The 24,871-nt window shown below is 64.9% G+C and carries 21 protein-coding genes; 12 read left to right on the top strand and 9 right to left on the bottom strand.

All coding sequences use genetic code 11. The annotated features are described in order from the left end of the window. Positions 1-57 precede the first annotated feature (57 nt). The 7 genes from KUG43_RS05570 (at position 58) to KUG43_RS05540 (ending at position 5,982) form a co-directional block, all read left to right on the top strand. Positions 58-1,149 (top strand): calcium/sodium antiporter, encoded by a 1,092-nt coding sequence (locus tag KUG43_RS05570; protein ID WP_216906959.1) that lies wholly within the window; start codon positions 58-60, stop codon positions 1,147-1,149. 71 nt (positions 1,150-1,220) lie between these two features. Continuing rightward, the gene (locus tag KUG43_RS05565) at positions 1,221-1,640 is read left to right on the top strand and encodes a nucleotidyltransferase family protein (RefSeq protein ID WP_216906956.1); all 420 of its coding nucleotides are present in this window, start codon (positions 1,221-1,223) and stop codon (positions 1,638-1,640) included. After that, positions 1,627-1,998 (top strand): HEPN domain-containing protein, encoded by a 372-nt coding sequence (locus KUG43_RS05560; RefSeq protein ID WP_216906954.1) that lies wholly within the window; start codon positions 1,627-1,629, stop codon positions 1,996-1,998. The genes KUG43_RS05565 and KUG43_RS05560 overlap by 14 nt, the downstream gene beginning before the upstream one ends. Positions 1,999-2,361: 363 nt before the next feature. Next, positions 2,362-3,492 carry an Eco57I restriction-modification methylase domain-containing protein gene (locus KUG43_RS05555; protein WP_216906952.1) on the top strand — a complete coding sequence of 377 codons (1,131 nt, stop codon included), beginning with the start codon at positions 2,362-2,364 and terminating at the stop codon, positions 3,490-3,492. 289 nt (positions 3,493-3,781) lie between these two features. After that, entirely contained in the window at positions 3,782-4,567 is a 786-nt protein-coding gene (locus tag KUG43_RS05550) for a hypothetical protein (RefSeq protein ID WP_216906950.1), read from the top strand. Positions 4,568-4,849: 282 nt separating this feature from the next. Then, positions 4,850-5,461 (top strand): hypothetical protein, encoded by a 612-nt coding sequence (locus KUG43_RS05545; protein ID WP_216906948.1) that lies wholly within the window; start codon positions 4,850-4,852, stop codon positions 5,459-5,461. 71 nt (positions 5,462-5,532) lie between these two features. Continuing rightward, positions 5,533-5,982, top strand: coding sequence for a thermonuclease family protein (locus KUG43_RS05540; RefSeq protein ID WP_216906946.1), 450 nt, complete (start codon positions 5,533-5,535; stop codon positions 5,980-5,982). 12 nt (positions 5,983-5,994) lie between these two features. Here KUG43_RS05540 and acnB read toward each other — a convergent pair whose 3' ends face one another. Then, complete coding sequence (acnB, locus tag KUG43_RS05535; RefSeq protein WP_216906944.1) at positions 5,995-8,616, bottom strand: bifunctional aconitate hydratase 2/2-methylisocitrate dehydratase; 2,622 nt, start codon at positions 8,614-8,616, stop codon at positions 5,995-5,997. Positions 8,617-8,808: 192 nt separating this feature from the next. On the opposite strand from acnB, the gene KUG43_RS05530 reads away from it, so the two are divergent. Continuing rightward, positions 8,809-9,882 (top strand): 3-deoxy-7-phosphoheptulonate synthase, encoded by a 1,074-nt coding sequence (locus KUG43_RS05530; RefSeq protein ID WP_216906942.1) that lies wholly within the window; start codon positions 8,809-8,811, stop codon positions 9,880-9,882. A gap of 125 nt (positions 9,883-10,007) precedes the next feature. Beyond that, positions 10,008-10,376 (top strand): hypothetical protein, encoded by a 369-nt coding sequence (locus KUG43_RS05525; RefSeq protein WP_216906940.1) that lies wholly within the window; start codon positions 10,008-10,010, stop codon positions 10,374-10,376. Between the two features lie 29 nt (positions 10,377-10,405). Here KUG43_RS05525 and KUG43_RS05520 read toward each other — a convergent pair whose 3' ends face one another. The 7 genes from KUG43_RS05520 to KUG43_RS05490 form a co-directional block, all read right to left on the bottom strand. Continuing rightward, a complete protein-coding gene (locus tag KUG43_RS05520; RefSeq protein WP_216906938.1) occupies positions 10,406-11,869 on the bottom strand; it encodes a mechanosensitive ion channel family protein in 1,464 nt (487 codons plus the stop codon). Then, the gene (locus KUG43_RS05515; RefSeq protein ID WP_216906936.1) at positions 11,869-12,546 is read right to left on the bottom strand and encodes a diacylglycerol/polyprenol kinase family protein; all 678 of its coding nucleotides are present in this window, start codon (positions 12,544-12,546) and stop codon (positions 11,869-11,871) included. Before KUG43_RS05515 ends, KUG43_RS05520 begins: the two co-directional genes overlap by 1 nt. A 20-nt stretch (positions 12,547-12,566) precedes the next feature. Then, complete coding sequence (locus KUG43_RS05510) at positions 12,567-13,574, bottom strand: sigma-70 family RNA polymerase sigma factor (protein ID WP_216906934.1); 1,008 nt, start codon at positions 13,572-13,574, stop codon at positions 12,567-12,569. Between the two features lie 117 nt (positions 13,575-13,691). Further along, complete coding sequence (ppk1, locus tag KUG43_RS05505) at positions 13,692-15,833, bottom strand: polyphosphate kinase 1 (protein WP_216906932.1); 2,142 nt, start codon at positions 15,831-15,833, stop codon at positions 13,692-13,694. A 55-nt stretch (positions 15,834-15,888) separates the two neighbouring features. Beyond that, positions 15,889-17,136: an MFS transporter gene (locus KUG43_RS05500; RefSeq protein ID WP_216906930.1), complete on the bottom strand. Its 1,248-nt coding sequence runs from the start codon at positions 17,134-17,136 to the stop codon at positions 15,889-15,891. A 48-nt stretch (positions 17,137-17,184) separates the two neighbouring features. Then, positions 17,185-18,471, bottom strand: a complete 1,287-nt coding sequence (locus KUG43_RS05495) for a glycosyltransferase family 4 protein (protein WP_216906928.1) — start codon at positions 18,469-18,471, stop codon at positions 17,185-17,187. Between the two features lie 73 nt (positions 18,472-18,544). After that, the gene (locus KUG43_RS05490) at positions 18,545-19,537 is read right to left on the bottom strand and encodes a glycosyltransferase (protein WP_216906926.1); all 993 of its coding nucleotides are present in this window, start codon (positions 19,535-19,537) and stop codon (positions 18,545-18,547) included. 84 nt (positions 19,538-19,621) lie between these two features. Between KUG43_RS05490 and KUG43_RS05485 the strand changes: the two genes are divergently transcribed. Together KUG43_RS05485 and KUG43_RS05480 are read left to right on the top strand one after the other, a co-directional pair. Next, complete coding sequence (locus KUG43_RS05485; RefSeq protein ID WP_216906924.1) at positions 19,622-20,269, top strand: succinate dehydrogenase/fumarate reductase transmembrane subunit; 648 nt, start codon at positions 19,622-19,624, stop codon at positions 20,267-20,269. Beyond that, positions 20,266-22,191 carry a fumarate reductase/succinate dehydrogenase flavoprotein subunit gene (locus KUG43_RS05480; RefSeq protein ID WP_216906922.1) on the top strand — a complete coding sequence of 642 codons (1,926 nt, stop codon included), beginning with the start codon at positions 20,266-20,268 and terminating at the stop codon, positions 22,189-22,191. Before KUG43_RS05485 ends, KUG43_RS05480 begins: the two co-directional genes overlap by 4 nt. On the opposite strand, the gene KUG43_RS05475 is transcribed toward KUG43_RS05480, so the two are convergent. After that, positions 22,163-24,199, bottom strand: coding sequence for a putative bifunctional diguanylate cyclase/phosphodiesterase (locus tag KUG43_RS05475; RefSeq protein WP_216906920.1), 2,037 nt, complete (start codon positions 24,197-24,199; stop codon positions 22,163-22,165). The genes KUG43_RS05480 and KUG43_RS05475 overlap by 29 nt on opposite strands. Here KUG43_RS05475 and KUG43_RS05470 point away from each other — a divergent pair. After that, positions 24,125-24,868 carry a succinate dehydrogenase/fumarate reductase iron-sulfur subunit gene (locus KUG43_RS05470; RefSeq protein WP_216906918.1) on the top strand — a complete coding sequence of 248 codons (744 nt, stop codon included), beginning with the start codon at positions 24,125-24,127 and terminating at the stop codon, positions 24,866-24,868. The genes KUG43_RS05475 and KUG43_RS05470 overlap by 75 nt on opposite strands. The last annotated feature ends 3 nt before the right edge of the window (positions 24,869-24,871 follow it).

Below are 24,871 nucleotides of genomic sequence, written 5' to 3'. Positions count from 1 at the left end.
CACTTCCAGGGACGGGCTGGCGTCTCCCTAAACTCATGCGCTTTCCGACAAGCCGCCATGCCCACCCTGCCCAGTTTCGTCGAGATCATCCTCGGCATCCTGGTGCTGTTCGGCGGTGGGGAGCTGTTCGTGGCCGGTTCCGTCGCCCTGTCGCTGCTGCTGGGGATCCCCCAGCTGGTGATCGGCCTGACGGTGGTGTCCCTGGGCACCAGCACCCCGGAACTGTTCGTGAGCCTGATCTCTTCATTCAATGGCGATGCCGACCTGGCCGTCAGCAATGTGGTGGGCAGCAACATCTTCAACATCCTCGTGGTGCTGGGTGCCAGCGCGGCCATCGTTCCTCTGCGCGTCAAGAGTCGTCTGGTGCGCCGGGACGTGCCCCTGCTGCTGGGCATCTCGATGGCCGTGTGGGGCATGGCCTCGGGGGGCCGGCTCACCTGGCAGGCGGGAGTGGCCCTTCTGTTCGCGATGGTGGCCAATCTCGTCTGGGAAATCCGCACCGCCTCGGAAGATTCCGAGGACGACGAGGACAACGAGGCGGAACGTGCCACCCCGCTGGTGGCCGCCTTCAAGCTGGCCGCCGGTCTGGCGCTGCTGGTGATCGGCTCCCAGCTGCTGGTGCGGGGGGCCACCACGGCTGCCGTGGCCCTGGGGGTGAGCCAGACGGTGATCGGCCTGACGATCGTGGCGGCCGGCACTTCCATGCCCGAGCTGGTCACCTCCGTGGTGGCCGCCTACCGGGGCAAGGCCGACCTGGCCATCGGCAACGTGGTGGGCAGCAACCTGCTCAACCAGGTGGTGATCCTGGGCCTCTGCGCCGTGGTGTCCGGCGGCAAGGGGCTGGCGGTGGATCCGGTGATGGTGAGCCGCGACCTGCCGATCATGGTGGCCACCACCCTGGCCTGCCTGCCGATCTTCTGGAGCAACGGGACGATCAGCCGCCTCGAGGGCTGGCTGCTGCTGGGTCTTTACGGTCTCTATCTGGTGGAGCAGGTCCTGGCCGCCACCGCCGGCGGTGAGATCGTCGACAACACCTTCCGGTTCGTGGTGTTGGTGGCGGTGCTGCCCCTGCTGATGGTGTTCCTGGTCTGGCAGGTGCTGCGCTGGAAGCAGCAGCGCAAGCTGCTGGCCGTTCAGGGCGGCGAATAGAAGGACGGCAGGCCTGGCTTGGCGTGGTCGCGCCGATAGGCCCTTGCGTTCAGCGGCGGTAGCGTTTGGCCATGGTCTCCGCCTCCGCACAGCCGTTCGTACCGCCCGCGATTCCCTGGCGTGAGCCCCGGGGGCTGGCGGCGCTGCCGGATCTCGGCCCCGGGCTGGATCCGGAGGCCTGTCGCCTTGCCCTGGCACGGCTTTGTGCCGACGCCGAGGTGAAGGCGGTGCTGGCGTTCGGCTCGCGGGCCCGGGGCGAGGCGCGCCCCGATTCCGATCTTGATCTGGCGGTGATCGTGGGCCGTGCCCAGCTCACCCCCGCCGAGAAGGCCGCCTGCTGGCAGCGCTTTCGAGGGGCCCTCGGGCCCCTCGGCGTCAGGGTCGACCTGGTGGTGGCCGGGGCCGCCGACGCGGAACGGTTGAGTGGCTCCCGCTGGCACGTGTTCGGCGATGTGGCCCGCGAGGGGAAGGTGCTCTATGTCGCCGGCTGAGGACGCGGCCCTGCTGCTGGCGATCGTGGGCCGCCATCTGAGGACCTTGCGGATCGGGCTCGATCCTGCGTATCCGGAGGAGGACTGGGGCTTCACCGCCCAGCAGGTGGTGGAGAAGCTGCTCAAGGCCTGGATCGTGCTGAGCGATCGCCGGCCACCACGGGTGCATGAGCTGAGCGACCTGGCCGCTGTGGCGGGACAGGTTCTGGAGCCCCGCCTGGCGGCGCTGCAGGAATTCGCCGTGGAGGCCCGCTACGAGGCAGGCCCCTTCCCACTGCCGGCCGAGCGATCGGAGCTTCTGGCCCTGCTGGAGGTCGAACTGGAACGATGTGAGCGGGCTGTGGCGGGACTCGGTTGATCGGCAAGTCCGCGGGCGCCCGGGGTTCAGCCAGTCCTTGGATGGGGTGTTTACGGATGGCCAGGTTGGGCCACCACGGCAGCAGGGTGTTTCGAGGGTTCTGCCTAAGTCGACGGGATTAAGTAGTGCAAAGTGGTGAACCCAGACCATGTCAAGGCTTTGGCGGCGTTGCCCTCAGAGCAGCTCGCTTTTATGCTTCCCAAGGCTGAAAGATCTACACTTAGATGATTCCTCCCAAGAAGTGTTGGGGCAAATTAAACCAAGGGATTCTCCAACTCCTCCGTTTGATTTGGAGGCACCCTCGCTGCGCAGATCGAACTGACCTGTCGTTCCGGCTAAGATCTCCCCATCAGAGGGCGTAGCATGCGCGGCTTCGTGCCCACACAACAGTCCACCGTTGATCAGATGGTGGATATGCTCTTTAAGAACAACAGGCCGAAGGCTACAGACAGGGTTCTTGATCCCGGTTGTGGTCTTGGTGCCTTTATCGAGGGAATACTGAGGTGGTGCAAACGTCACCATGCCGAAGTTCCCCAAATCGTAGGCATTGAACTTGACAAGCAAAGAGCTGATATTGCAAGGCAGAAGTTTTTGGCTGTCCCACAAGTTGAAATCGTCACTGGTGACTTTCTGCTTGACGAATTTGAAGGATTGTTTGACTTCATCATTGGAAATCCACCATATGTTTCGATTTTGGCTCTTAAAGAGGAAGAAAAGCGGCGATTTCGGTCACGTTACAAGTGCGCCGTTGGTCGATTTGATTTATATATGCTTTTTTTTGAAAGAGCAGTCTCGCTTGGCCGGAAAGGGGCAACGCTTGTTTTCATCACACCGGAGAAGTACACATATGTCCAGGCAGGGTCTGAGGTTCGAAAACTACTTGCATCGCATGATGTAACCGATATTACCCTTCTTGAAGAGGACGTGTTTCCTGGGCGAACTACCTACCCCACTATCTCCAGGCTAAGAATTTCTAATGTAGGCGAACATACGCAGATTCAGACTCGCAATGGTGCTAGTTTCCCTGTGTTGCTACCAAAGAGTGGCGGGAGTTGGCGGCATCTTTTTTCGAATGATAAACCGCCCGAAGTAGCTGGCTCCCTTTGTTTGGAAAGTATATGCCGCAGAATTAGTTGTGGCATCGCCACAGGGGCTGATGGTGTCTTCGTGAAAAATGCAGAAGACTTGCCAGAGTATCTTGAACAACATGCTTGGCCGACCATCTCGGGCCGTCAATTGCAGCCAACATCATCTAAAGTCAAGACATCATCGGTCATGCTGATTCCTTATTCGGCAGAGTCCCGACTAAAATGTCTTGAGGAGATTGGTGAGCTGGGCGACTACCTCAAGCGGCCTGAAATTAAATCGAAGCTCGCTCTGCGCTCTTGTACACAGCGCAAGCCATGGCATGCTTTTCATGATGCTCCGCAGATGGCTGAACTACTACGTCCAAAGATTCTTTGTAAAGATATTTCTGACAACCCTGTGTTTTGATAGACAAAGACGGGTTAGTGGTGCCGAGACATTCAGTTTACTATATAGTTCCCACGCACCCTGGTCAAATATATCGTATAGCAGAGTATCTAAATTCAGATCCAGTGAAGGCTTGGATATCTGCCAATGCCCAGCGGGCTGCCAATGGCTTTTTTAGAATTCAGAGTTCAGTGCTTAAACGGCTTCCGATACCCGCAGAATTGGCTCAAATTCTGCCAACAGAGAACGATAGAAATCTAAGCTCTCTCCAAGTGAAGCAGCTAATGAGTGTCGATGTGCTAAAAGTAGCATGATTACTCCAGCGGATAGGGTTGTTGAGCGAATTCTCATGGACAAGTATCATGACCACAGATCTGCTCGTCATTCAGATATAATTTGCAATCATTTCATTTTGGACTTACTGCAGCAGTGCCCTTCCCTTGCTGATGACATTGAAAACTCCAGAGTTCAGTATCAACTTAATGTAGAGGTTTCGGGATTAACTCATAAAGTCGATCTCATGATCTATGAAGTAGATGGCAGTGATGACGCGCCTACTCTCGATCGAGCGCGATTGTGCATGGAAAACAAGTCAGTTATAACGGCACATGGCAAGAACAGGAGAAATAGGCAAAGTGATCTATCTGATTTCGCTAATCTCCTGCAAGCCAGGAAGCCTGAAGCAATTGTATTGGGACATGTTCTTGTGGGTACCGGAATTCAGTACGTCAACATCCCAGATTCTGTGAAGCGCAAGTGCCAGATTCTGGGGGTAGACTTTGAACGTGATGTGTTGCCACGCCTTTCCTCTGGTGATCAGAAGCTCTGGTCCGAGTTTGGAGCAAAACCAAATTCCGAAGACGCTGCATTCAAAACAATAGAAATGATGAGGTCTCTTCCAGTTAAGGAGAAAGGCTTTACACACGAACTAGGATTCGACTATCTTCTTATCGAGCCAGTCTTTGTTGACAACATCAACCCTCCGCGAGTCGAGCGAGAAAATGTGTTTGGAATTAACATCGACTCTCAGTATCAAGAGATGCTAATGCGGACTTGTAGGGCTTACACGTCTAGATGGCATACCTTGGTCGGGTAACTGCCATCCTCACGGCATGCCCAGGCAGCCGATCGAAAAGATGTTGCCTGCATATTGTCGAGTCTCTACGGGAGGTGAATAGCAGGGTTACCTCGAGAGCCCAATCGACTATTCTTTACAATTTTGAATTAGCCCATCCCGTGTTTCCATAGATAATCAGATACGCTCGCCAGGGCAAGCGCGGTAGTGTTTGCTTTGGCCCCGAGCAAAGGACCGATGCGTACGCCACTCGCCTTAGCAGTCGTTGGCCTTCTGGCCATCAGCCTCCCAGCTGGGGTTGGAATGGCGACCGCGATCGAGAGTCAAAGGGTCACGTTTCGAGCTGGAGCTGATTCCACCCTGCTCAAGGGCGACCTGACCGTCGACTACAAGCTGCGGGCCGGCGCCGGTCAGGCCCTGACCGTGGAACTCAAGTGTTCCAACGCGCAGAGCTACTTCAATGTGATGGCGGCCGGGACCGACACCGCCCTGTTCATCGGCAGCAGCTCAGGAAACCGCTTCCGTGGGCCCTTGCCAAGCGATGGGGACGTCAGGGTGAGGGTGTATCTGATGCGTCCGGCGACGCGCCGCACCGAAACGAGCACCTTCAGCTTGAAAGTGGGTATCAGTGGTGCTCCCCTGGCCCCCGTGCCCGCGTCCCGCGACGCGCTGATCCCAGGCACGCCGTACCACGCCTCCGCGGATGTGCCCTGTGGGTCCGGCAACAGCGCCACGGTGTTGGTGATGAACCCCGAGGGCCAGAAACGCCAGTTCCTGTTCGTGAAGGGCAAGGCCGTCGCGTCCAACCAGCCCGAGAAGCTCTCGGTGCAGCGGCGCGGAGATGTGTCGGTGCTGCTGCTTCGGGAGAACGTCGAGCGCTACGAGATTGTCGACGCCCTGGTGGTGGGAGGCTGAGGTCGCAGGCTGTGGGGAGGGATGGCACCGTGAATCACCCGTTGGTTGGTCTGTCCGCCCTGCTCCTTACGATGACAGGGGCTCCGGTTCTCGCCATTCCCCCGCCCCCCGCTGACGACGTCCGGGTGGTGAAGGTGCTGGATGGCCACACGATCGTCGTCACCCCCTACGGCGACCCGTTCAAGGTGCGGCTGGCCTGCATCCGGGCCCCGGAACTCCAGCAGGGCAGTTCTGCCCTCGCCGCCAAGGCAGCCCTGGAGGCCCTACTCCAACCCGGCGCCTGGGTGACGCTGTCGACGCGCAGCAAGGCCGCTGACGGTGTCGAGCTGGCGGAGATCATTCCCGTTGGTTCGACGGTGCCGATCAACCTGAGCCTGGTGCAAGTCGGCTTGGCGGCGCTGGATCCCCTGGCCGCGAGCCCGTGCAACCAGGAGATCTACAGAGAGGCGGAGTTGAGAGCCCGCGCCATGCAACTTGGGCTCTGGAGGCCATCGCTGGGACCCCGATCGAGGCAGCCCTGACCCTGTCGCCCCCTACACCTCCGCCAGCACCTTCTGCTCCTCCTCCACGCTCACCACCCGCCCGGAATCCTCGAAGCCATCGATCTGGTCGAAGTTGAGGTACCGGTAGAGCTGGTCGGAGAGGGGATCGATCTTGGCCGCCGCGATCTCCAGGTATTCGGCCGGGCTGGGAATGCGCCCCAGCAGGGCGCACACCGCTGCCAGTTCGGCGCTGCCCAGGTACACCTGGGCGCCGTTGCCGAGTCGGTTGTTGAAGTTGCGGGTGCTGGTGGAGAACACGGTGGTGTTGTCCTCCACCCGGGCCTGGTTGCCCATGCACAGCGAGCAGCCGGGCAGCTCCATGCGGGCGCCGGCGGTTTCGAACTTGGCGGTGTAGCCCTCGGCCCGCAGCACCTCGTCGTCCATGCGGGTGGGTGGACACACCCACAGCCGGGCGGCGCTGGTCCCGGCCCCGTCCATCACCGTGGCGGCGGCGCGGTAGTGGCCGATGTTGGTCATGCAGGAGCCGATGAACACCTCATCGATCCGGTCGCCAGCCACCTCACTCAGCAGCTTGACGTTGTCCGGGTCGTTGGGGCAGGCCAGGATCGGTTCGCTCAGCTCGTCCAGGTTGATGTCGATCACCGCCGCGTACTCGGCGTCGGCATCGGCCTCCATCAGCACCGGATCGGCCAGCCAGGCCTCCATGGCCCGGATCCGTCGCGCCATGGTGCGGGCATCGCTGTAGCCCCGGGCGATCATGTTCTTGAGCAGCGCCACATTGCTGCGCAGGTATTCGCTCACCGTCTCGACGCTGAGCTTGATCGTGCTGCCGGCACAGGAGCGCTCGGCGGTCGCATCCGTCAACTCAAACGCCTGCTCCAGCTTCAGATCCGGCAGCCCCTCGATTTCCATGATCCGGCCGCTGAAGATGTTCTTCTTGCCGGCCTTCTCCACCGTCAGCAGGCCCTGCTGGATGGCCACGTAGGGAATGGCGTTGACCACGTCCCGCAGGGTGACGCCGGGCTGCAGCGAGCCGGAGAAGCGCACCAGCACCGACTCGGGCATGTCGAGCGGCATGGCGCCGATGGCGGCCGCGAAGGCCACCAGGCCGGAGCCGGCCGGGAAGGAGATGCCGAGCGGGAAGCGGGTGTGGCTGTCACCGCCGGTGCCAACCGTGTCCGGCAGCAGCATGCGGTTGAGCCAGCTGTGGATGATGCCGTCGCCGGGCCGCAGGGCGACGCCGCCCCGGGAGCTGATGAAGTCGGGCAGCTCGGCGTGGGTCTTGAGGTCGACCGGCTTTGGGTAGGCGGCGGTGTGGCAGAAGCTCTGCATCACCAGATCGGCGGAGAAGCCCAGGCAGGCCAGCTCCTTCATCTCGTCGCGGGTCATCGGCCCGGTGGTGTCCTGGCTGCCGACGCTGGTCATCAGCGGTTCGCAGCTCGTGCCGGGGCGCACACCCGCCAGGCCGCAGGCCTTGCCCACCATCTTCTGGGCCAGGGTGAAGCCCTTGCCGGTGTCGCTGGGGGCTACCGGCCTGATGAAGGCCTCCGACGGGGGCAGGCCCAGCTGCAGCCGCACCTTGTCGGTGAGCGAGCGGCCGATCAGCAGGGGGATGCGGCCCCCGGCCCGCACCTCGTCGGCGATGGTGCTGGGCTTGAGCTCGAAGCGGGCCAGCACCTCCCCGACGCCCGGCTCGCCGGCGGCCCGCTCGATCGTGCCAGCGTGGGGCCGGATCGTGATCACGTCGCCGCTGCTGAGGGCGCTCACGTCGCACTCGATCGGCAGGGCGCCGGAATCCTCGGCGGTGTTGAAGAAGATCGGTGCGATCTTGCTGCCCAGCACCACCCCGCCGCTGCGCTTGTTGGGCACGTGGGGGATGTCGGTGCCGATGTGCCAGAGCACCGAGTTGATCGCCGATTTGCGGGAACTGCCCGTGCCCACCACATCGCCCACGTAGGCGAGCGGGTGGCCCTTGGCCTTCAGTTCGGCGATCAGGGCCAGTCCTTCGGGCATCCGCGTCTCCAGCATCGCCTGGGCGTGCAGGGGGATGTCGGGGCGGGTGGTGGCGTGGGTCGCCGGCGAGAGGTCGTCGGTGTTGGTCTCGCCCGTCACCTTGAACACCGTGACGGTGATCGCCTCCGGCAGGGGCGGCCGGGCGTGGAACCATTCCGCCGCCGCCCAGCTGTCCACCACCTGGCGGGCCAGGGGGTTGGTCTCGGCCAGCTCCAGCACGTCGTGGAAGGCGTCGTACACCAGCAGGGTGCGGCTCAGCCCCCGGGCGGCCTGGGCGGCGATGGCGGCCTCCGGGCAGGAGAGCAGCGCGATCAGGGCGCCAACGTTGTAGCCGCCGATCATCGTGGCCAGCAGCCGGGTGGCCTCCAGGGGGCTCACCAGGGGGCTGGTTGTGCTGCCCTGGGCCACGGCGCTGAGCCAGCCGGCCTTCACGTAGGCAGCCTCATCCACCCCAGGCGGGATGCGTTCGCTCAGCAGGTGCAGCAGGAAGGCCTCCTCGCCGGCGGGCGGCTGCTCCAGCAGCTGGGTGAGGGCCTGGGCCTGGGGGGCGGTGAGCGGCAGGGGCGGCACGCCGAGGGCTTCGCGGGCGGCGGCGGCCTCGCGGTAGGTGGGCAGCAGGTCGGCGGGCGAGAGGGACATGGGGGCGTGGGTCCGGGTCGTACCCCCGGATGGCATGGGCATGACCCCCATTCTTCTTCCCCGCGGGGCCGCCCACTGGTGACGACGGCTGCAGAAGTCGGCGCTGCAACGTTGGCGCCAGGGTTGCGGAGGATGTCTGGAACGTCAGTTCGTAGGCTGGTGGGTCTGACCAATCCCCGCCGTCCGCCGCGCATGATCCCCACCTCCGATCTCCACGTGGTGGAAACCCGGCCGCTGGTGCCGCCGGCGGTGCTGCATGCGGAGTTGCCCCTGTCCGAGCAGGCCGCTCGCACCGTGCAGCAGGCGCGCGAACGCATCAAGGCCATCCTGCATGCCGGTGACCAGCGGGTGCTGGTGATTGTCGGCCCCTGTTCGGTCCACGACGTGGCCGCCGCCCGTGAGTACGCCGAGGCCATCGCCCAGGCCCAGCGCCGGCACCGGAGCGAGCTGGAGATCGTGATGCGGGTCTACTTCGAGAAGCCCCGCACCACCGTGGGCTGGAAGGGAATGATCAATGATCCCCACCTCGACGGCAGCTACGACATCAACACGGGCCTGCGCCGTGCCCGCTCACTGCTGCTGCACCTGGCGGAGATGGGTCTGCCGGCGGCCACCGAGGTGCTCGATCCGGTGGTGCCCCAGTACCTCGCCGATCTGATCAGCTGGACCGCCATCGGCGCCCGCACCACCGAAAGCCAGACCCACCGTGAGATGGCCTCGGGACTGTCGATGCCGATCGGCTTCAAGAACGGCACCGACGGCAGCGCCGCCACCGCCATCAATGCCATGGAGGCGGCCGCCCGGCCGCACCATTTCCTGGGCATCAACAAGGAGGGCCAGGCCGCGATCGTCTCCACCACCGGCAACCCGGATGGCCACCTGGTGCTGCGGGGGGGCAAGAGCGGTACGAATTACCACGCTGAGGCGGTCGAGGCCGCGGCGGCCCTGCTGGCCAAGGACGGTCTGCCGGCCCGGCTGATGGTGGATTGCAGCCACGGCAACTCCAACAAGGACTACCGCCGCCAGGGGGAGGTCCTGCGGCAGGTGGCAGACCAGGTGCGCCAGGGTTCTGTCCATGTGATGGGGGTGATGGTGGAGAGCCATCTGGTGGAAGGAAACCAGAAGATCTCGGCCGATCTTTCCTCCCTCACCTATGGCCAGAGCATCACCGATGCCTGCATCGATCTGGACACCACCCTGGGCCTGCTGGTTGAACTCGCCGAGGCCGTCCAGCAGGCCCAGGCCCGAACCCTTGCCCTGGCCTGAGGGGCAAATCAGCACTCCAATGCTGTGAGTGCTGATTCGATCGTCTGCAACAGACTGTTCTTGATGAACAGCTGACTGGTGCACCCTGGGTACGTTTGGATCGGCAAGATCAACGAGGTTCGCTGATGTCCTATCTCCTGCAGTTCTGCGGGTTGTCGGATCCCTTGCAGTTGTTTTACCTCGAACAGAATTCCGCCGGCCCCGTCTGCGAAAGCCCCACCTCTGGCAGCACTGTCTCCGGCCCGATCTATGGCGGCTTCCGCCCGTTCCAGCTGGATGATCTGCTGGGCTGGGCCCTCGACACCGCCCGGGGCCGCAGCTGGGACGGCGAGGCCATCCAGCGGCTGGTGCTCGACGTCTGGATGGAGCGGGCCGATGTGATCCGCCAGTGGCAGCTGCGCCTGCGGGAGGAGCCGGCCGGGCGGATGCTGGTGGCGGGGATCGGCACCCAGCGCGACTGGGAATTTCGCTGCGAACAGCTCCTGCGGGCCTGAGCCGCAGCTCTCCAGGGCCTGCGGCCGGCTCAGTCGACCTGAATGCCGAACAGGTCCCGCATGCGCTCCAGGATTGAGGTCTGGCGTCGGGCCGCATCCGGCGAGGAGAGCTTCTCCAGTTCCGAGCGCCGTTGGCCCACGATCGCCGCCAGGGCATCCAGCACGCCGGCGTCGTCCTCCACCAGGGGCATGAAGTCGTCCCGCTCCACCTCCAACAGCACGCATTCGCCGCGAGCCCGCACCGTGGCCGTGCGGGGTTCGCCCGTGCACACGGTCATCTCCCCGAAGATCTGATCACGGCCCAGCACCGCCACCGACCGCCCCAGCGGGGAGCCATCGGCCTTGAACACCTCCACCTCACCGTCCACCACCTGGAACAGGGCCTCACCCTCTTCCCCCTCTCCCACGATCGTTTCGCCTGAGCCGAAGCGCAGGCAGCGCACCTCCGGGGCGAGCCGATGCACCTGCTCGGGATCCAGTTGGGCGAACAGCCAGCTGCGCCGCAGCAGTTCCGCCGTCAGGGAAGCATCCACGCCGGTGGGGTGGGCCGGATCCCGCTGGCTCTGGCGGCGCTTGAGCTCCCGCACCGGATAGGGCAGCTCCCAGCCCTGCCGCTCCAGGGCGTACCAGATCTGCTCCAGCAGTTCGCTGCGCAGCCGCATCCGATCGCCCTCCGAGGGGCCCTGCTGGGAGGCCTGCAGTTCGTAGCGGATGAGGGAGTCCTCATAGGAGATGATCAGCACCTCCGGTGCCGGATCGACCAGCACCAGGGGGTTGTCGGCCATCACCCGCAGCAGCAGCTGGCGGGCCCGGGCCGGGGGGATTTCATAGCCCAGGGCGATCGCGAAGCGGTTCCCCACCGGTTCGTGTTGGCTGAACCGCCGCATCGGGTTGTCCGCCACCGTGTTGTTGGGCAGGTTCACGGTGGAGCCATCCTTGCGGCGCAGGCGGGTGCTCATCAGATGCAGCGACTCCACCACGCCGTTCTCCTCGCCGACGCTGATCCAGTCCCCCTCCCGGAAGGGCGGGTCCAGCTGCAGTTCGATGCCGGCGAACAGATCCTTGAGCGATTCCTGCGCCGCCAGGCCGATGACGGCGGTAAGCACCGCCGAGGTGGTCACCAGTCCCACCAGATTGAGGTTGGCCAGGCGCTGCAGCACCAGCACCGTGGCCAGCGCCGACAGACCCAGGCTGAGCAGGTCGCGCAGGATCTTGGCGGTGGGCCGCCACCAGCCCAGGGCTTCCGGGCACTCCAGGGCCAGCCAGGCAAGAAGGGCGATCAGGGCGTAGGCGGTGGCCAGTTCGTCCACGGCGCCGAGCCATTGCACCCCGGCCGGTCGGGTGATGTTGCCGAGGACGCACCAGAGCAGCACCGCCACCAGGGGCAGGAGCAGGGGTGGCGCCGGCAGGCGGAAGCGACGGGTGGCCAGCCGCAGGCCCAGCAGGACCGCCACCAGGGCCAGGCCGATGAGGATCCGCTCGATCGGTCCCATCAGCTCAGCACCTGCCACAGGCCGGCCACCGCCATCGGCACGCTGAAGTTATCAATCCCCAGCAGGGCCCATTGCTCCAGCCCCGTGGCCACCAGAGCGATCAGGGCAATCTCCGCCACTGCGGGCGAGGGGTCGCTGCCCAGCTGCCCCAGGGCCAGCAGCACGGTGAGGCTGGCCAGGGCCATCGCGCCGGTGCCCGCCAGGGACCGCCGCTCCCCGAACACGTTCCAGGAGGGCGAAGCAATCAACGGCCCCAGCAGACCGGCCAGGCCGTCACCGAACGCCATCACCAGAACGCCGGCTGCCACCGTGGCGGGATGGGCGGGCCACCAGAGCCACAGCAGCAGGGTGATGGAGGCGCCGTAGGCGATCGTGCCGTAGCTGCGCCGTTCCACGTCCTCGATCGCCGGCAGCACCCGCACCCGGTGATTGAGGGCCGCCAACAGGGTGATGGCGCCGGCGGCAGGCACCGCGATCAGCTTGTCCACGCCGAAAGCCCAGGCGATCAGCACGACCGGCCCGGCACCGATGTGCACCAGCTTGCGGCTCCATTCCCGTTGCTCGGGCCAGCGGCGGCGCAGCAGCAGGGCAGCACCGCTGAGCAGGGCCAGCCAGCCAGCCACCACCAGCACGCCGATGAGCTGGGCAACCCCGCCCTGTTGTGGCGGAAGGACCAACGCCAGCGGGGAAGGTGGGGTCAGGCGGCCTGGTGGAGATTGCTCATCAAGCGCAGCTTCATGATCGCCTTGGCTTCCAGCTGCCGCACCCGTTCACGGGAGACGTTGATCTGACGGCCGATCTCCGCGAGGGTGAGGGGTTCGGCGCCCTCCAGGCCGAAGCGCAGCCTGAGGATCTTCTGTTCCCGCTCGTTGAGCTGGGAGAGCCAGGCACCGAGGTGCTCCTTCTGAAGATGGCGATCCATCGAATCGAAGTGCTCGTTGCTGGCCGGGTCGGCAATCAGTTCCCCCAGGGTGCTGCGATCTTCCTCGCCCCGGGCATGGGCATCAAGGGAGGCGCAGGGGGCGCTCTGGGTCATCAGTTCCTCGAGTTCTTCGGGCTGCATGCCCATGGCGTGGGCCAACTCGAGGCGGTTGGGCTGGCGCCCCAACCGATGGGATAGTTCGCGGGTGATGCGCCGCATCTTCGAGAGCTTCTCGCTGATGTGAATCGGCAGACGGATGGTGCGGGCGCTGTTATCGATGGCCCGGGTCATGCCCTGGCGAATCCACCAGTAGGCGTAGGTGGAGAACTTGTAGCCCATGGCAGGGTCGAATTTGTCGACGGCCCGCTCAAGGCCGATCGCCCCTTCCTGAACCAGGTCGAGCAATTCCAGGCCCTGGTTCTGATACTTCTTGGCCACACTCACCACCAACCTGAGGTTGGCGGCCATCATGCGGTCGCGGGCCCGCTGGCCCATGCGCAGCTGTCGCTTCTGACGGGCCGTGAGCTCCCCATCGACGAGGGCCAGCAGCTTCTTGCCGGCCTGGACATGGTGGGCGAGCTCGATTTCTTCAGCCGGTGTGAGAAGCGGCACACGGCCAATTGTGCTGAGATACCAACCAATGGAATCGGCGCTCAGGCGCCCTCCCTGGCGGGCTGTTGTCTTGGAACTGACTGAACCGCCGCTGGACTTCGTCCTGCTGGACGAAGCCCCGTCTGCACTGCTTTTCAGCAGAGAGAGGGCGGAATGCAGAGGTGTCCCCATCACCCCAGGCTCCCGAATGAATTTGGCCGGAATGTAGCACCGCAGGAAGGATGAAACCAGTATCAGCCGGAAGATTGTATGTAGGTTGTCTGAAAAATGTTGCTTATGTCGTGATGGCTACGCTTTGGCTTCGGTCGTGAGGCCGCCGCGCCAGCGCTCCATGAGCATCATTTGCGTCAGTTTTGCCTCGCCGGAGTGCTGACGCTGCGAGAAGTGTCCATCGCTGTGCATGTGCCAGGCGCCCGTATCGGCCAGGTAAAGGTCAAGCAAAGCCTCGATCTGTTTCTGCAGGCGTGGATCCTCGATCGGCGCCACCGCCTCGACACGTCGGTCCAGGTTGCGGGGCATCCAGTCGGCGCTGCCGAAGAACATCTCGGGCCGGCCACCGTTGCCGAACCAGAACAGCCGCGAATGCTCCAGGAAGCGACCGATCACGCTCACCACGCTGATGCCTTCGCTGACCCCTTCGACCCCCGGGCGCAGGCAGCACATGCCGCGGATGATCAGCTCGATCCGCACGCCGGCCGTGGAGGCTTCGTACAGCAGGGCAATGATCGCCGGGTCGACGAGGGCATTCATCTTGGCCCGGATGTGTCCTCCGCGACCTTCTCTGGCATGGTCGATCTCCCGGCGGATCAACCCCTCCATCCCCTTGCGCAGGGTGACGGGGGCCACCAGCAACTTGCGGAAACTCTGTTGCTTGGAGAACCCCGTGAGGTAGTTGAACAGCTCCACCAGGTCCTGGCCGAAATCTTCCCGGGCCGTGAGCAGGCCGACGTCGGTATAGAGCGAAGAGGTCTTGGAGTTGTAGTTGCCGGTGCCGATGTGCACATAGCTGCGCAGGGCTCCCTTCTCGCGCCGCACCACCAGCAGCACTTTGGTGTGGGTCTTGAGCCCCAGCACCCCGTACACCACGTGCACCCCGGAGCGCTCCAGCTGCCGGGCCCACTGGATGTTGTTGTCCTCGTCGAAGCGGGCCTTGAGCTCCACCAGGGCCATCACCTGCTTGCCGTTCTCGGCAGCCCGGATCAGGGAGGCCACCACCGGCGAGTCCTTCGACGTGCGGTAGAGGGTCATCTTGATGGCCAGAACTGAGGCATCAGCGGCAGCCTGGCTGAGGAACTCCTCCACCGAGGTGGAGAAGAGGTCGAAGGGATGGTGCAGCAGCACATCGCCGCGGCGCAGCACCGAGAAGATGCTCTCGAACTCCTCCTGCTTGATCGAGCCGTCCTCCAGCTGGCTGCGCTGGGCCCGCACCAGGGCCGGCGCCGTGCGTCCCTTGTGGGGCGCGTCCCGCAGCTGGCTGAGGGGGATCGCCATCAGGCTCATCAGATCGTCAAGGCCGAGGGGGCCGTTGGTGCGATAGACGTCCTGCGGTTCGACGTCAGTGCCCTCCATCAGCAGCTGCACCACCTCCTCGGGCATCTCGTCGGCCACCTCCACCCGCACCACCTCGCCGCCGACCCGGCGCTTGCGCAGGCCCTCCTGAAGGGCCTCCATCAGGTCGTCGGCCTCCAGGTCCCGCAGCTCCAGGTCAGCGTCGCGGGTGATCCGGAAGAAGTAGTGCCCCTCGATGGTCATGCCGGGGAACAGCCAGCGCAGGTTGAAGGCCACCAGCTGCTCCAGGGGCACCGCCGTGAAGCCGGGCGTGGGCACGATGCCACTCAGCTCCGTGGGAATCGGCACGAACCGGGGCAGGATCTTCTGGGGCACCTTCACCCGGGCGAACTGCTGCCGGCCGGTGTCCGGGTCGCGGATCAGGGCTGCCACGTTGAGGCTCAGGTTGCTCAGGAACGGGAACGGGTGGGCTGGATCGACGGCCAGGGGCGTCAGCACCGGAAAGATCGCCTTGCGGAAGTAGTCGTCGGCCCAGGTTTTCTGGGCCTCGTTGAGCCTCAGGTAGTCGAGCAGCTGGACGCCGTACTCGGCCAGGTGGGTCTTGAGGGAGTGGCGGTAGTGCTGCTGCTGCATCTCCAGCAGGGGACGAAGCTTGGTGTGGATCGCTTCCAGCTGCTCCTGGGGTGTCAGGCCGTCGTCGCTGCGGCTGGTGACACCAGCCTCCAGCTGGGACTTCAGCGAAGCCACCCGCACCATGAAGAACTCATCGAGGTTGTTGCTGAAAATGGCGCTGAATTTGGCCTGTTCCAGCAGCGGTGTGTGCTCGTCGAGAGCCGACGAGAGCACCCGATGGTTGAAGTCGATCCAGCTCAGCTCGCGGTTGATGTAGAGATCGGGAGCGACGACCGGCTGCGACGACATACGGCGGGGCTCCGCGAGCTTGAGAAAAGGCAACGTAGCAATGGCGATCCCGCCGTCAGGGTGTCGCCTCCACTTGACGCTGGGATCCAGCCGCCACAAGCCATACCACGACAGCCATCAGCAGAATCCCCAGCCAGAAGGGGCTGCGGCGGCCGATGGTCTCGTAGGCCAGTCCCGCCAGGGGTGGCCCCAGGAAGCTGGCCAGGCTCTGCAATCCCTGCAGGCTGCCCAGGGCGGCACCCTGGCCGCTGTCGGCCAGGCGCCGCGATACCAGGCTGCGCAGGCTGGGGGTCACCAGACCGGTGCCCAGGGCCAGGATCGCCACGGCGGTGAACACCACGGGTACCGCGTTCTGCCGCTCCGCCAGGGGCACCAGCAGGAAGCCCGCCATGACGCAGCCCAGGCCGATCTGGGTGAGACGCCACTCCCCCAGCCGCTGCACCAGCGGACCGATCAGTCCGCCCTGCACCACCGTGGCCACCACGCCGACCACCAGGAAGGCGCCAGCCGAGAGGCCCGGACCCCAGCCGAACACCTGCTTGAAATAGAGCACCAGCAGGGCGGTGAAACCGCTGAACCCCAGGAAGAAAAGGAAGAAGGCGGCGCAGAGGCGCCGCACCCGGGGATTGGCGAACACCCGCTGCAACTGGCCGAAGGGCTGCAGCTCCCAGTGCCTGGGCAGGGGCAGACGGGCCTCGGGCGGATGGGTTTCCGGCAGCAGGGTCACCACCACCACCAGGTTCAGCAGCGCGAAGCCCACGGCCAGCAGCAGCGGCAGGCTCACGTTGATGCGGCCCAGCAGGCCGCCGAGGGCCGGGCCGAGGATGAACCCCAGCCCGAAGGCCACGCCGATCAGGCCGAAGGCCCGGGCCCGCCGCTCCGGTGTCGAGATGTCCGCCAGCACGGCGGCCGCCGTGGCGGCGGTGCCGCCGCTGACTCCGTCGATCAGCCGGGCGGCGAACAGCAGGGCCAGGGGCAGGCCGCTGGCGGCGGCCGCCGGCCAGAGGCGGCCCCAGGGCAGGATCACGGTGAAGGCGAACAGGCCCAGGCCCAGCACCGAACCGGCCACGCAGGCCGTGATCACGGGCCGGCGTCCGTAGCGGTCACTGAGGGCGCCGATCAGGGGGGTGAAGGCGAACTGGGCGATGGCGTAGCTGCCGGCCAGCAGACCGAGGGTGCGGCCGTCCGCCGTGAAGTCCGCCAGCAGGAACGGCAGCAGCGGGAACACGATGCTCTCACCCAGCCGGTCGTTGAGCAGCGTCAGGAAGGCGCAGAAGAGGGTGGAGGGGCGCGACAGGCGCACGGCGGTGAGCCGGGGGTCCCTGGCACCCTCCCATGGCGGGGGCTCGGCTCAGGGGTGGCTGCTCAGCAGGCGCTTGATCCGATGCTTGGCCCGGGCGATGGCGGTGCGCAGGGCCTGACGCAGCGTGGTGGTCCCGGCCATCGGTTGCTTGTACTCCTGTGAAAAGGAAGGTGCGATCCGCTGCAGGCTGTCGATCCGGTGGCTGTCGAGCGGATAGGGATTGGACGGGGCCTCGCTGAACCGACGATCCAGGTCTCCCAGCAACTGGCGCCACTGCCGGTAACTGCTGTCGGCGCTGTAGTGCTGGGCGACGAGATCCCTGGCCGCCGTTGAGCAACGCCGCCAGAGTTCGGGATCATCGGCCAGCCGCTGCAGGGCCCCGGCCGCTTCGGCCGGATCCTCCGACACCAGCAATCCCGTGCGCTCATGATCCACAAGCTCGGGAATGCCGCTGGGAATGCGACGCACCACTGGCACCACCCCGGCCGCCATCGCCTCCAGCAGGGCGATCGGCAACCCCTCAAAGTCGGACATCAACAGGATGGCCTGGGCCTCGAGCAACCTGGCCTGCACCTGGCTGGGCGGCAGGGGCCCGGTGAAGCTGATCGCCCCGCCAAGGCCAGCCTCGGCCACCTGCTGTTCACAGGCGGCCCGGGCGTAGCCGTCGCCGATCAGGGTGGCGCGAATGGAGCCGCTGGATCGGCAGGCTCTGATCAGTGTCTGAATCACCAATGAGGCGCGTTTCTGGTGCTCCCAGATCCGGCCGCTGAACACCACACGAAAGGGTTCCGTGCAGAACTCCGCCGGCGTCAGCGGAACGGAGACCCCGTAGGGAATGACGCTGGCGGGTCGATCGATGCGCCTGCGGTTGAGTTCGTCGCGGATGTGGCGGGATACGCAGACCAGGGAGCTTCCCTGACGGGATCCACCGAAGGCCCTGACCGTCGCCCAATAATCCGGATCATCCGAATGCAGGGTGAGCGCCCAGGGCAGCCCCCGCTTGCCGGCCTGGGCGGCCGCCGCGTAGTGGGCCGGTTTGCATTGGGGCAGGAACACCGTTGGTTGCCAGTCGTTGAGAAAGGACAGGGTGTCCTGGACATCCTCTTTGAGGCTGGCGCGGCGCGGCGTGGAGAACACGTCGATGCCCTGACGGCGTAAGTCCTCAAACAGCTGTGGCTCAATACACGGATCAGGGCGTGGTTCCGCAGGCGTGACCACGAAATGGATGGCGACAGTCACACCATCGGCTGACAATCGTCTGGCGAGGCCGAGAACCCAGGTGGTGACGCCGCTGATGTCACCTTCCTGGCTGTAATGGGCAAAGGCGACTCTCAACGACTGTCCAACTGTTCCAAATCTAACGATACCAACGGCATCGGGCCCCTATCCCGGCACCACCGTGCTCGGTTCAGCTGGTGGGCCAGCTCCAGTAACGCCGCCGCAGAATCTGGGACTGCAGCAGCCGTGCGTAGATCCCCAGGCGCAGGGGGCCATGGATGATTGAAAGGCAGAGCTTTTCGGCTCGTGATGGGTTGTAGCGCCAGAGGTATTCATACAGAATCCAGTCCCAGCCACCACTGGTGGCCACGGCATGCCAATGGCAGCGGGGCCATGGCCTTGTGATCTTCAGAACCGAGGCGATGGCGGAGGAGTACTCGCCGAAGCGGAGCCTTTCCCGGCGGCGACTGTCGATGCTGCGGGTGCTCTGGTCGTGGCAACGAAAACAGGACAGCGCTTCAGAGTCGAAGCTCACCGATCCACCCATTCGCATCAGATAGTGTGTCCAGAAGAGCCAGTCACCGGTGCAGCGCCGGCGGGCTGTCAGCGGTCCCAGTGCTTGAAGAATCGCCTCATCAGGTTTGCGAAAGACCACGCCACTGGCATTGGCGATGACGTTGCCCCGATCCATGAAGTCACGGCATAGGTCCTCAGCCTGGATCCTGAAGGAGTGCTGCCAACGGTCGGGGTCAACGGCATCTGGCCAGAAGCTTTGGTCGGCGAGTGGTGCGCCTGCGGCGTCGATGGAAGTGGTGCGGCAGTAGGCCAGTACGTTGCCTTGTTCCAGATGGGACACCATTCGCTCGAGAAACTTCGGCGAACAGCTGTCATCCGACTCCGCGATCCAGATGTAGCGCCCTGAAGCCTTCTTGATTCCACTCAGCCATTGCGAGCAGGGCTGGCCTGAGTTGGTCGCGTTACAGAACACCTGGTGAGGGTGGTCCTGCAGTTGCTCCCGGATCACCGCCAGGGAATCATCCGTGGAGGCGTCATCCAGGACGATCAGCTCGAAATTCTGAAATGTCTGGCTGAGAATGGATCGCAGACGTTCGCTGAGAAAGGCGGCATGGTTGTAGTTGGGTACGATGATGCTGACGAGAGGGGACTGGCTGGACTCCTTCATGGATGCCGTCCATCCAGTCGCCATCGCCCGATCCTCCTGTTGCCTCCTGCCACCTTGCCTCCAGGGGAGTTCACCTTCAGCTGAATGATCATCGGATTCTGGATCGCCGTCACGGGGCTTGGGCTGGTGCTGTTCCTGGCCGTCCACCTGGGTGGCGTGGGGATGGCTCTGCTCGATCCGATGGGCTTCGAACGCTTCGCCACAGCCCTGCACCAGCAGGCCTGGCTGCCCTGGCTTGAGGTTGCCCTGCTGGCGGCCGGCCTGGGCCACCCCCTGCTGTCGCTGCAGCGGGCCCACGCCAATCGCCAGGCCCGGGGACCGGCCTCCGGCCCCCTGCGCAGCCGTCGCCAGGGCCCATGGGAGCCCCTGGCGGCCCTGGCGGCTCGGCTGATCCCCTGGAGTGGATCACTGTTGCTGCTGTTCCTTGTCGTCCACCTGGCGCAGCTGCGCTGGCACCGGCCGCCAGCCGGCGCTGAACTCGCTGCGGTCCTGGCCGTGTTGCAGGCGCCCTGGTGCCTGGCCCTCTATGCGGTCGCCGGGGCCGCGGCGGGTCTGCACCTGCTGCATGGCGCCGAAAGCGCCGTGCGCCGGCTGGGGTTGCTGGAGCCCGCCAATGCGGCAGCCCTGCGCCTGGGGGGGCGGGGGCTGGCCCTGCTCCTGGGGGCGGGCTTCGCACTGCTCCCGCTCGCCCTGGTGCTGCGACCCTCGCTCCCGCTGCTGGCAGCCCGATGAGCCCTACGCCCCACCTGCTCGATCCCCGCCTGCCCGAGGGCCCCGTGGCCACGGCCTGGCAGCGTTGCCGGGAGATCCTGCCGCTGATCAGCCCCAACCGCAAGCAGGGGCTGCGGATCCTGGTGGTGGGCAGCGGCCTGGCGGGGGCCTCGGCGGCCGCCAGCCTGGCCGAACAGGGCTACCGGGTTCAGGTGCTGACCTACCACGACAGCCCGCGCCGGGCCCACTCGGTGGCGGCCCAGGGGGGCATCAACGCGGCCCGCAATTACGCCAACGACGGCGACAGCATTGAGCGCCTGTTCCGCGACACGGTGAAGGGCGGTGATTTCCGCGCCCGGGAAGCCGGCTGCCATCGGCTGGCCGAAATCAGCGGCGCGATCATCGACCAGTGCGTGGCCCAGGGGGTGCCCTTCGCGCGGGAGTACGGCGGCACCCTGGCCAACCGCAGCTTCGGCGGGGCCCTGGTGAGCCGCACCTTCTACGCCCGGGGCCAGACGGGCCAGCAGCTGCTCTATGGCGCCTACCAGGCGATGCTGCGGCAGGTTGCGGCTGGGCGAGTCGAGCTGCTCTGCCGCCGCGACATGCTCGATCTGATCGTCCACGAAGGTGTGGCCAGGGGGGTGGTCTGCCGGCACCAGATCAGCGGCGCCCTGGAGGTGCTCACTGCCGATGCTGTGCTGCTGGCCACCGGCGGCTATTCGAACGTCTTCTTTCTCTCCACCAATGCCCTGAAGTCGAATGCCACGGCGATCTGGCAGGCCCATCGGCGCGGTGCCTGTTTCGCCAACCCCTGCTTCACCCAGATCCACCCCACCTGCATCCCCAGCGGCGATGTCCACCAGAGCAAGCTCACCTTGATGAGCGAAAGCCTGCGCAACGACGGGCGGATCTGGCTGCCGCTGCGGACGGGCGACGACCGGCCGCCGGCGGCGATTCCGGAAGCGGAGCGGGACTACTTCCTGGAGCGGCAATACCCCAGCTACGGCAACCTGGTGCCGCGGGATCTTGCTTCTCGGCGGGCCCGGCAGCTGTGCCTGGAGGGCCGGGGCGTCGGGCCCGGGGGGCGTTCGGTGTATCTCGACCTGGCCGAGGCCATCACCCGGGACGGTGCCGAAGCGATCGAGGCGCGCTACGGAAACCTGCTGCAGATGTACGAGCGAATCACCGGTGACGACCCCAGAACAACGCCGATGCGGATCTATCCCGCACCGCATTACACGATGGGCGGGCTGTGGGTCGACTACCACCTGATGAGCACTGTGCCGGGGCTGTTCGTGCTCGGGGAGGCCAACTTCTCTGAGCATGGCGCCAACCGGCTGGGGGCCAGTGCCCTGATGCAGGCGCTGGCGGATGGTTACTTCATCGCCCCGGCGACGGTGACGGGCTGGCTGGCGGGCCAGGCTGCTGGAGCGTTGCCGGCCGACCACCCAGCCTGCCGCGAGGCGCTGGCGTCGGTGGAGGCACGCCTCGAAGCCCTGCGCCGCACGGGCGGCTCCCAACCCGTCGATGTCTTCCACAGGAGCCTCGGCCACCTGATGATCGACGCCTGCGGCATCAGCCGCCGGCCGGATCGCCTCACATCGTCGCTGGGTGAACTGGAGGCGCTACGGCTGGAATTCCTGCGAGAGGTCTGCATTCCCCAGGAGGATGGCCTTCTCGATGCTGAGCTCACCAAGGCTCTGCGGCTGGAGGATTTCTTCGGACTGGCGGATCTGATGCTGCGGGATGCCCTGGCACGGGAGGAATCCTGCGGCGCCCATTTCCGCGAGGACCATCAGACCCCGGCTGGGGAAGCCCAGCGGGATGACGAACGCTTCGCCCACATTGCGGCCTGGGAGCACCGGCCCGGAGCCACTCCCGTCCGCCATAGCGAGCCGCTTGTCTTTCGATCCATCACGCCGGGACCGCGCAGCTACGGCTGAGGGGTTCGGGACGGCCGAAGAGATAGCCCTGACCCCGGACGCAACCCATGGCGAGCAGGCCGGCATGTTGCTCGACGGTTTCGATGCCTTCGGCGATCAGGCCCAGACCGAGGTCGCGGGAGAGGCGAATCATCGCTTCCAAGACCACGGCCTTGCGGTGATCGTGGAGAAAATCAGAGATGAAACTTCGGTCCACTTTGATCGTGTCAATGGGCAATCGTGCCAACCAGGACATGCTGGAGTACCCCGTGCCGAAGTCATCGAGATGCACCTTGACGCCGGCCTCCCGTAATCGGCTCAGCTCGGATGTGGCCAGGTCGGGATGTTCAATCAGGATACTTTCGGTCACCTCGATCACCGTCCAGGAGGGATCCACACCGGAGCGTTCCGCCTGGCTGAGGAAGAAGTCGCTGAGGCCTGTTTCCTTCAATTGCAAGGGACTCACATTGATCGCCATGGTGACGTCCGAACCCTCGGAGCGAAGTTGACGAAGCCGCTCGAGAGCCTGGCTGATCACCCAGCGGCCGATCGGCAGAATCAGGGCGGTGCGTTCGGCAAGGGGGATGAATTCCGACGGGGTAGCAATCGGCGCTGCGATGGCCCCAAGGCGCAGTAAGGCTTCCATGCCCACGACCATCCGATTTCCCAGCTCAACAATCGGCTGATAAGCCAGAAACATCGACTTGTGCTGGAGAGCGCCTTCGAGTTGATGTCGCAGATGGATGTTCCTCCTTACCTTCTTGTCGATGGACGAATGATAGAAAGAGATGTGCTGATCGCCGTTGGTCTTGGCCTCGTACATGGCAAGATCTGCCCGCCGGATCAGCTCATTGACGGAGATTTCTGGGTCGTCTGAGATCGTGATGCCGATGCTCATGGATGGGCGGATCGTATGATCTTCGACCGACCATGTCTGGCTTACGGCGTCATTGAGGCGCATGGCTAACTGGAGGGCATCGCCCTCATCGAAAATGCCCATTGTGAGCACCACAAATTCGTCGCCACCGAGGCGTGACAGAATATCTCCGAATCGCAAGGATCGCTGCAGACGCCGGCCAATCTCAATCAGCAGGTCGTCGCCGATCTGATGTCCATGAAGGTCATTGATCTCTTTGAAGGAGTTGAGATCGCAGAACAGAATGCTGATCCGGCCGCCATTCTCCCGCTGGGTCTTGAGGGCGGCACGGATGCTGACGTGGAGGCCGCGGCGGTTGGGCAGGCCCGTGACCGGGCACTCCATCACCTTGGTGGCCAGGGCCAGGCGTTCCAGCTCCAGGGCCCGGTTCAGATTCTCAGTCTGCTGGCGCCGCCGCTCGATCCGGTCGACCTCCACCCGCAGCTGCTCATAGGAGAACCGGGCACTGACGTCCCGTAAGCAGAAGATCAGGGGCCGCCGCCGCTCACTGTGGATGGGCTTCCATTCAACTTCGATGGCGCGCAGCTCGTTGTGATGCAGCACCTTGGTGAATTGCCCCCCCTGGTCGCCGCCGGCCAGCACCTGCTCCGGGTTCAGCAGGGGGGCGCCGTCGCAGTCGCGGGGGAGTTGGTCGTAGATCGATTCCCCCAGGAGCGCCGGGGGAGTCCGTTCCACCAGCTGCGCGTAACTGGCGTTGCACCAGAGCACCCGCCCCTCGGAGCAGGTGATCACGAGGGCATCGCTGATGGTGCCCAGCGCTGCCTCCAGCCGCCCCATCGACCGGCGCAGCTCCACCACCAGCTTGCGTTGGTCGTTCACGCGGCGGCAGGGACCCGGAGGGGCATGGGGTTGACTAAGCAATACTGAAAATTTTCTGAGTCTTGCATCTTTTCCTTCGTGATCGCGCGTGCATGACGCGGAACGACAACATCCCCGCCTCAGGACCGGCAGAATCCGAATCGAGCCTGGCGACTTCCGGTTCCTGTCAACGGTGACACCCATGCCAAAGCTGTACCGATGACCGCCGTTTCGCTCACCCTGAGGATCTGGCGTCAGGCAGGTTCCCAGGACAGCGGGGCTTTTGAGGTCCATCGCCTGGACGCGGTCTCCACAGACCTCTCCCTGCTGGAGGCCCTTGACCTGCTCAACGAACGGCTGATTGCCGCCGGAGTGCGTCCCGTGGGGTTTGAGCACGACTGCCGTGAAGGCATCTGCGGCTCCTGTGGGTTCCTTGTCAATGGCCAGGCCCAGGGGCCCCAGCGGGCCACCAGCGTCTGCCAGCTCTATCTGCGCCAGTTCCGTGACGGCGAGGTGCTGACCCTGGAACCCTTCCGCGCCCGTGCCTTTCCCATCCTGCAGGATCTGGCCGTCGACCGCTCCGCCTTGGACCGGATCATCGCCGCCGGTGGGTATTGCTCGATCAACACCGGCAGTGCGCCGGAAGCGAACGCCCTGTTGATCGGGCGCGAGCAGGCGGCCCAGGCCTTTGACACGGCGGCCTGTATCGGCTGCGGTGCCTGCGTGGCCAGCTGCCGCAACGCCTCCGCCAGCCTGTTCGTCGCGGCCAAGCTGGCGCACCTGGGCCAGTTGCCCCAGGGCCAGCCGGAGCGGCAGCACCGGGCCCGGGTGATGCAGGCGCAGATGGTCAGCGAAGGCTTCGGCAGCTGCAGCAGCCACCTGGAATGCGAAGCCACCTGCCCCAAGCAGATCTCCGCTGTCTGGATCAGCTGGATGCACCGCGAATCCTGGCGGCGGAACTGAAGC

Source organism: Synechococcus sp. CCY 0621 (assembly GCF_019038465.1).
Lineage (GTDB): Bacteria > Cyanobacteriota > Cyanobacteriia > PCC-6307 > Cyanobiaceae > Cyanobium.
The sequence above is the reverse complement of the archived record's forward strand: the minus strand, read 5'-3'. Positions and strand labels throughout refer to the sequence as shown.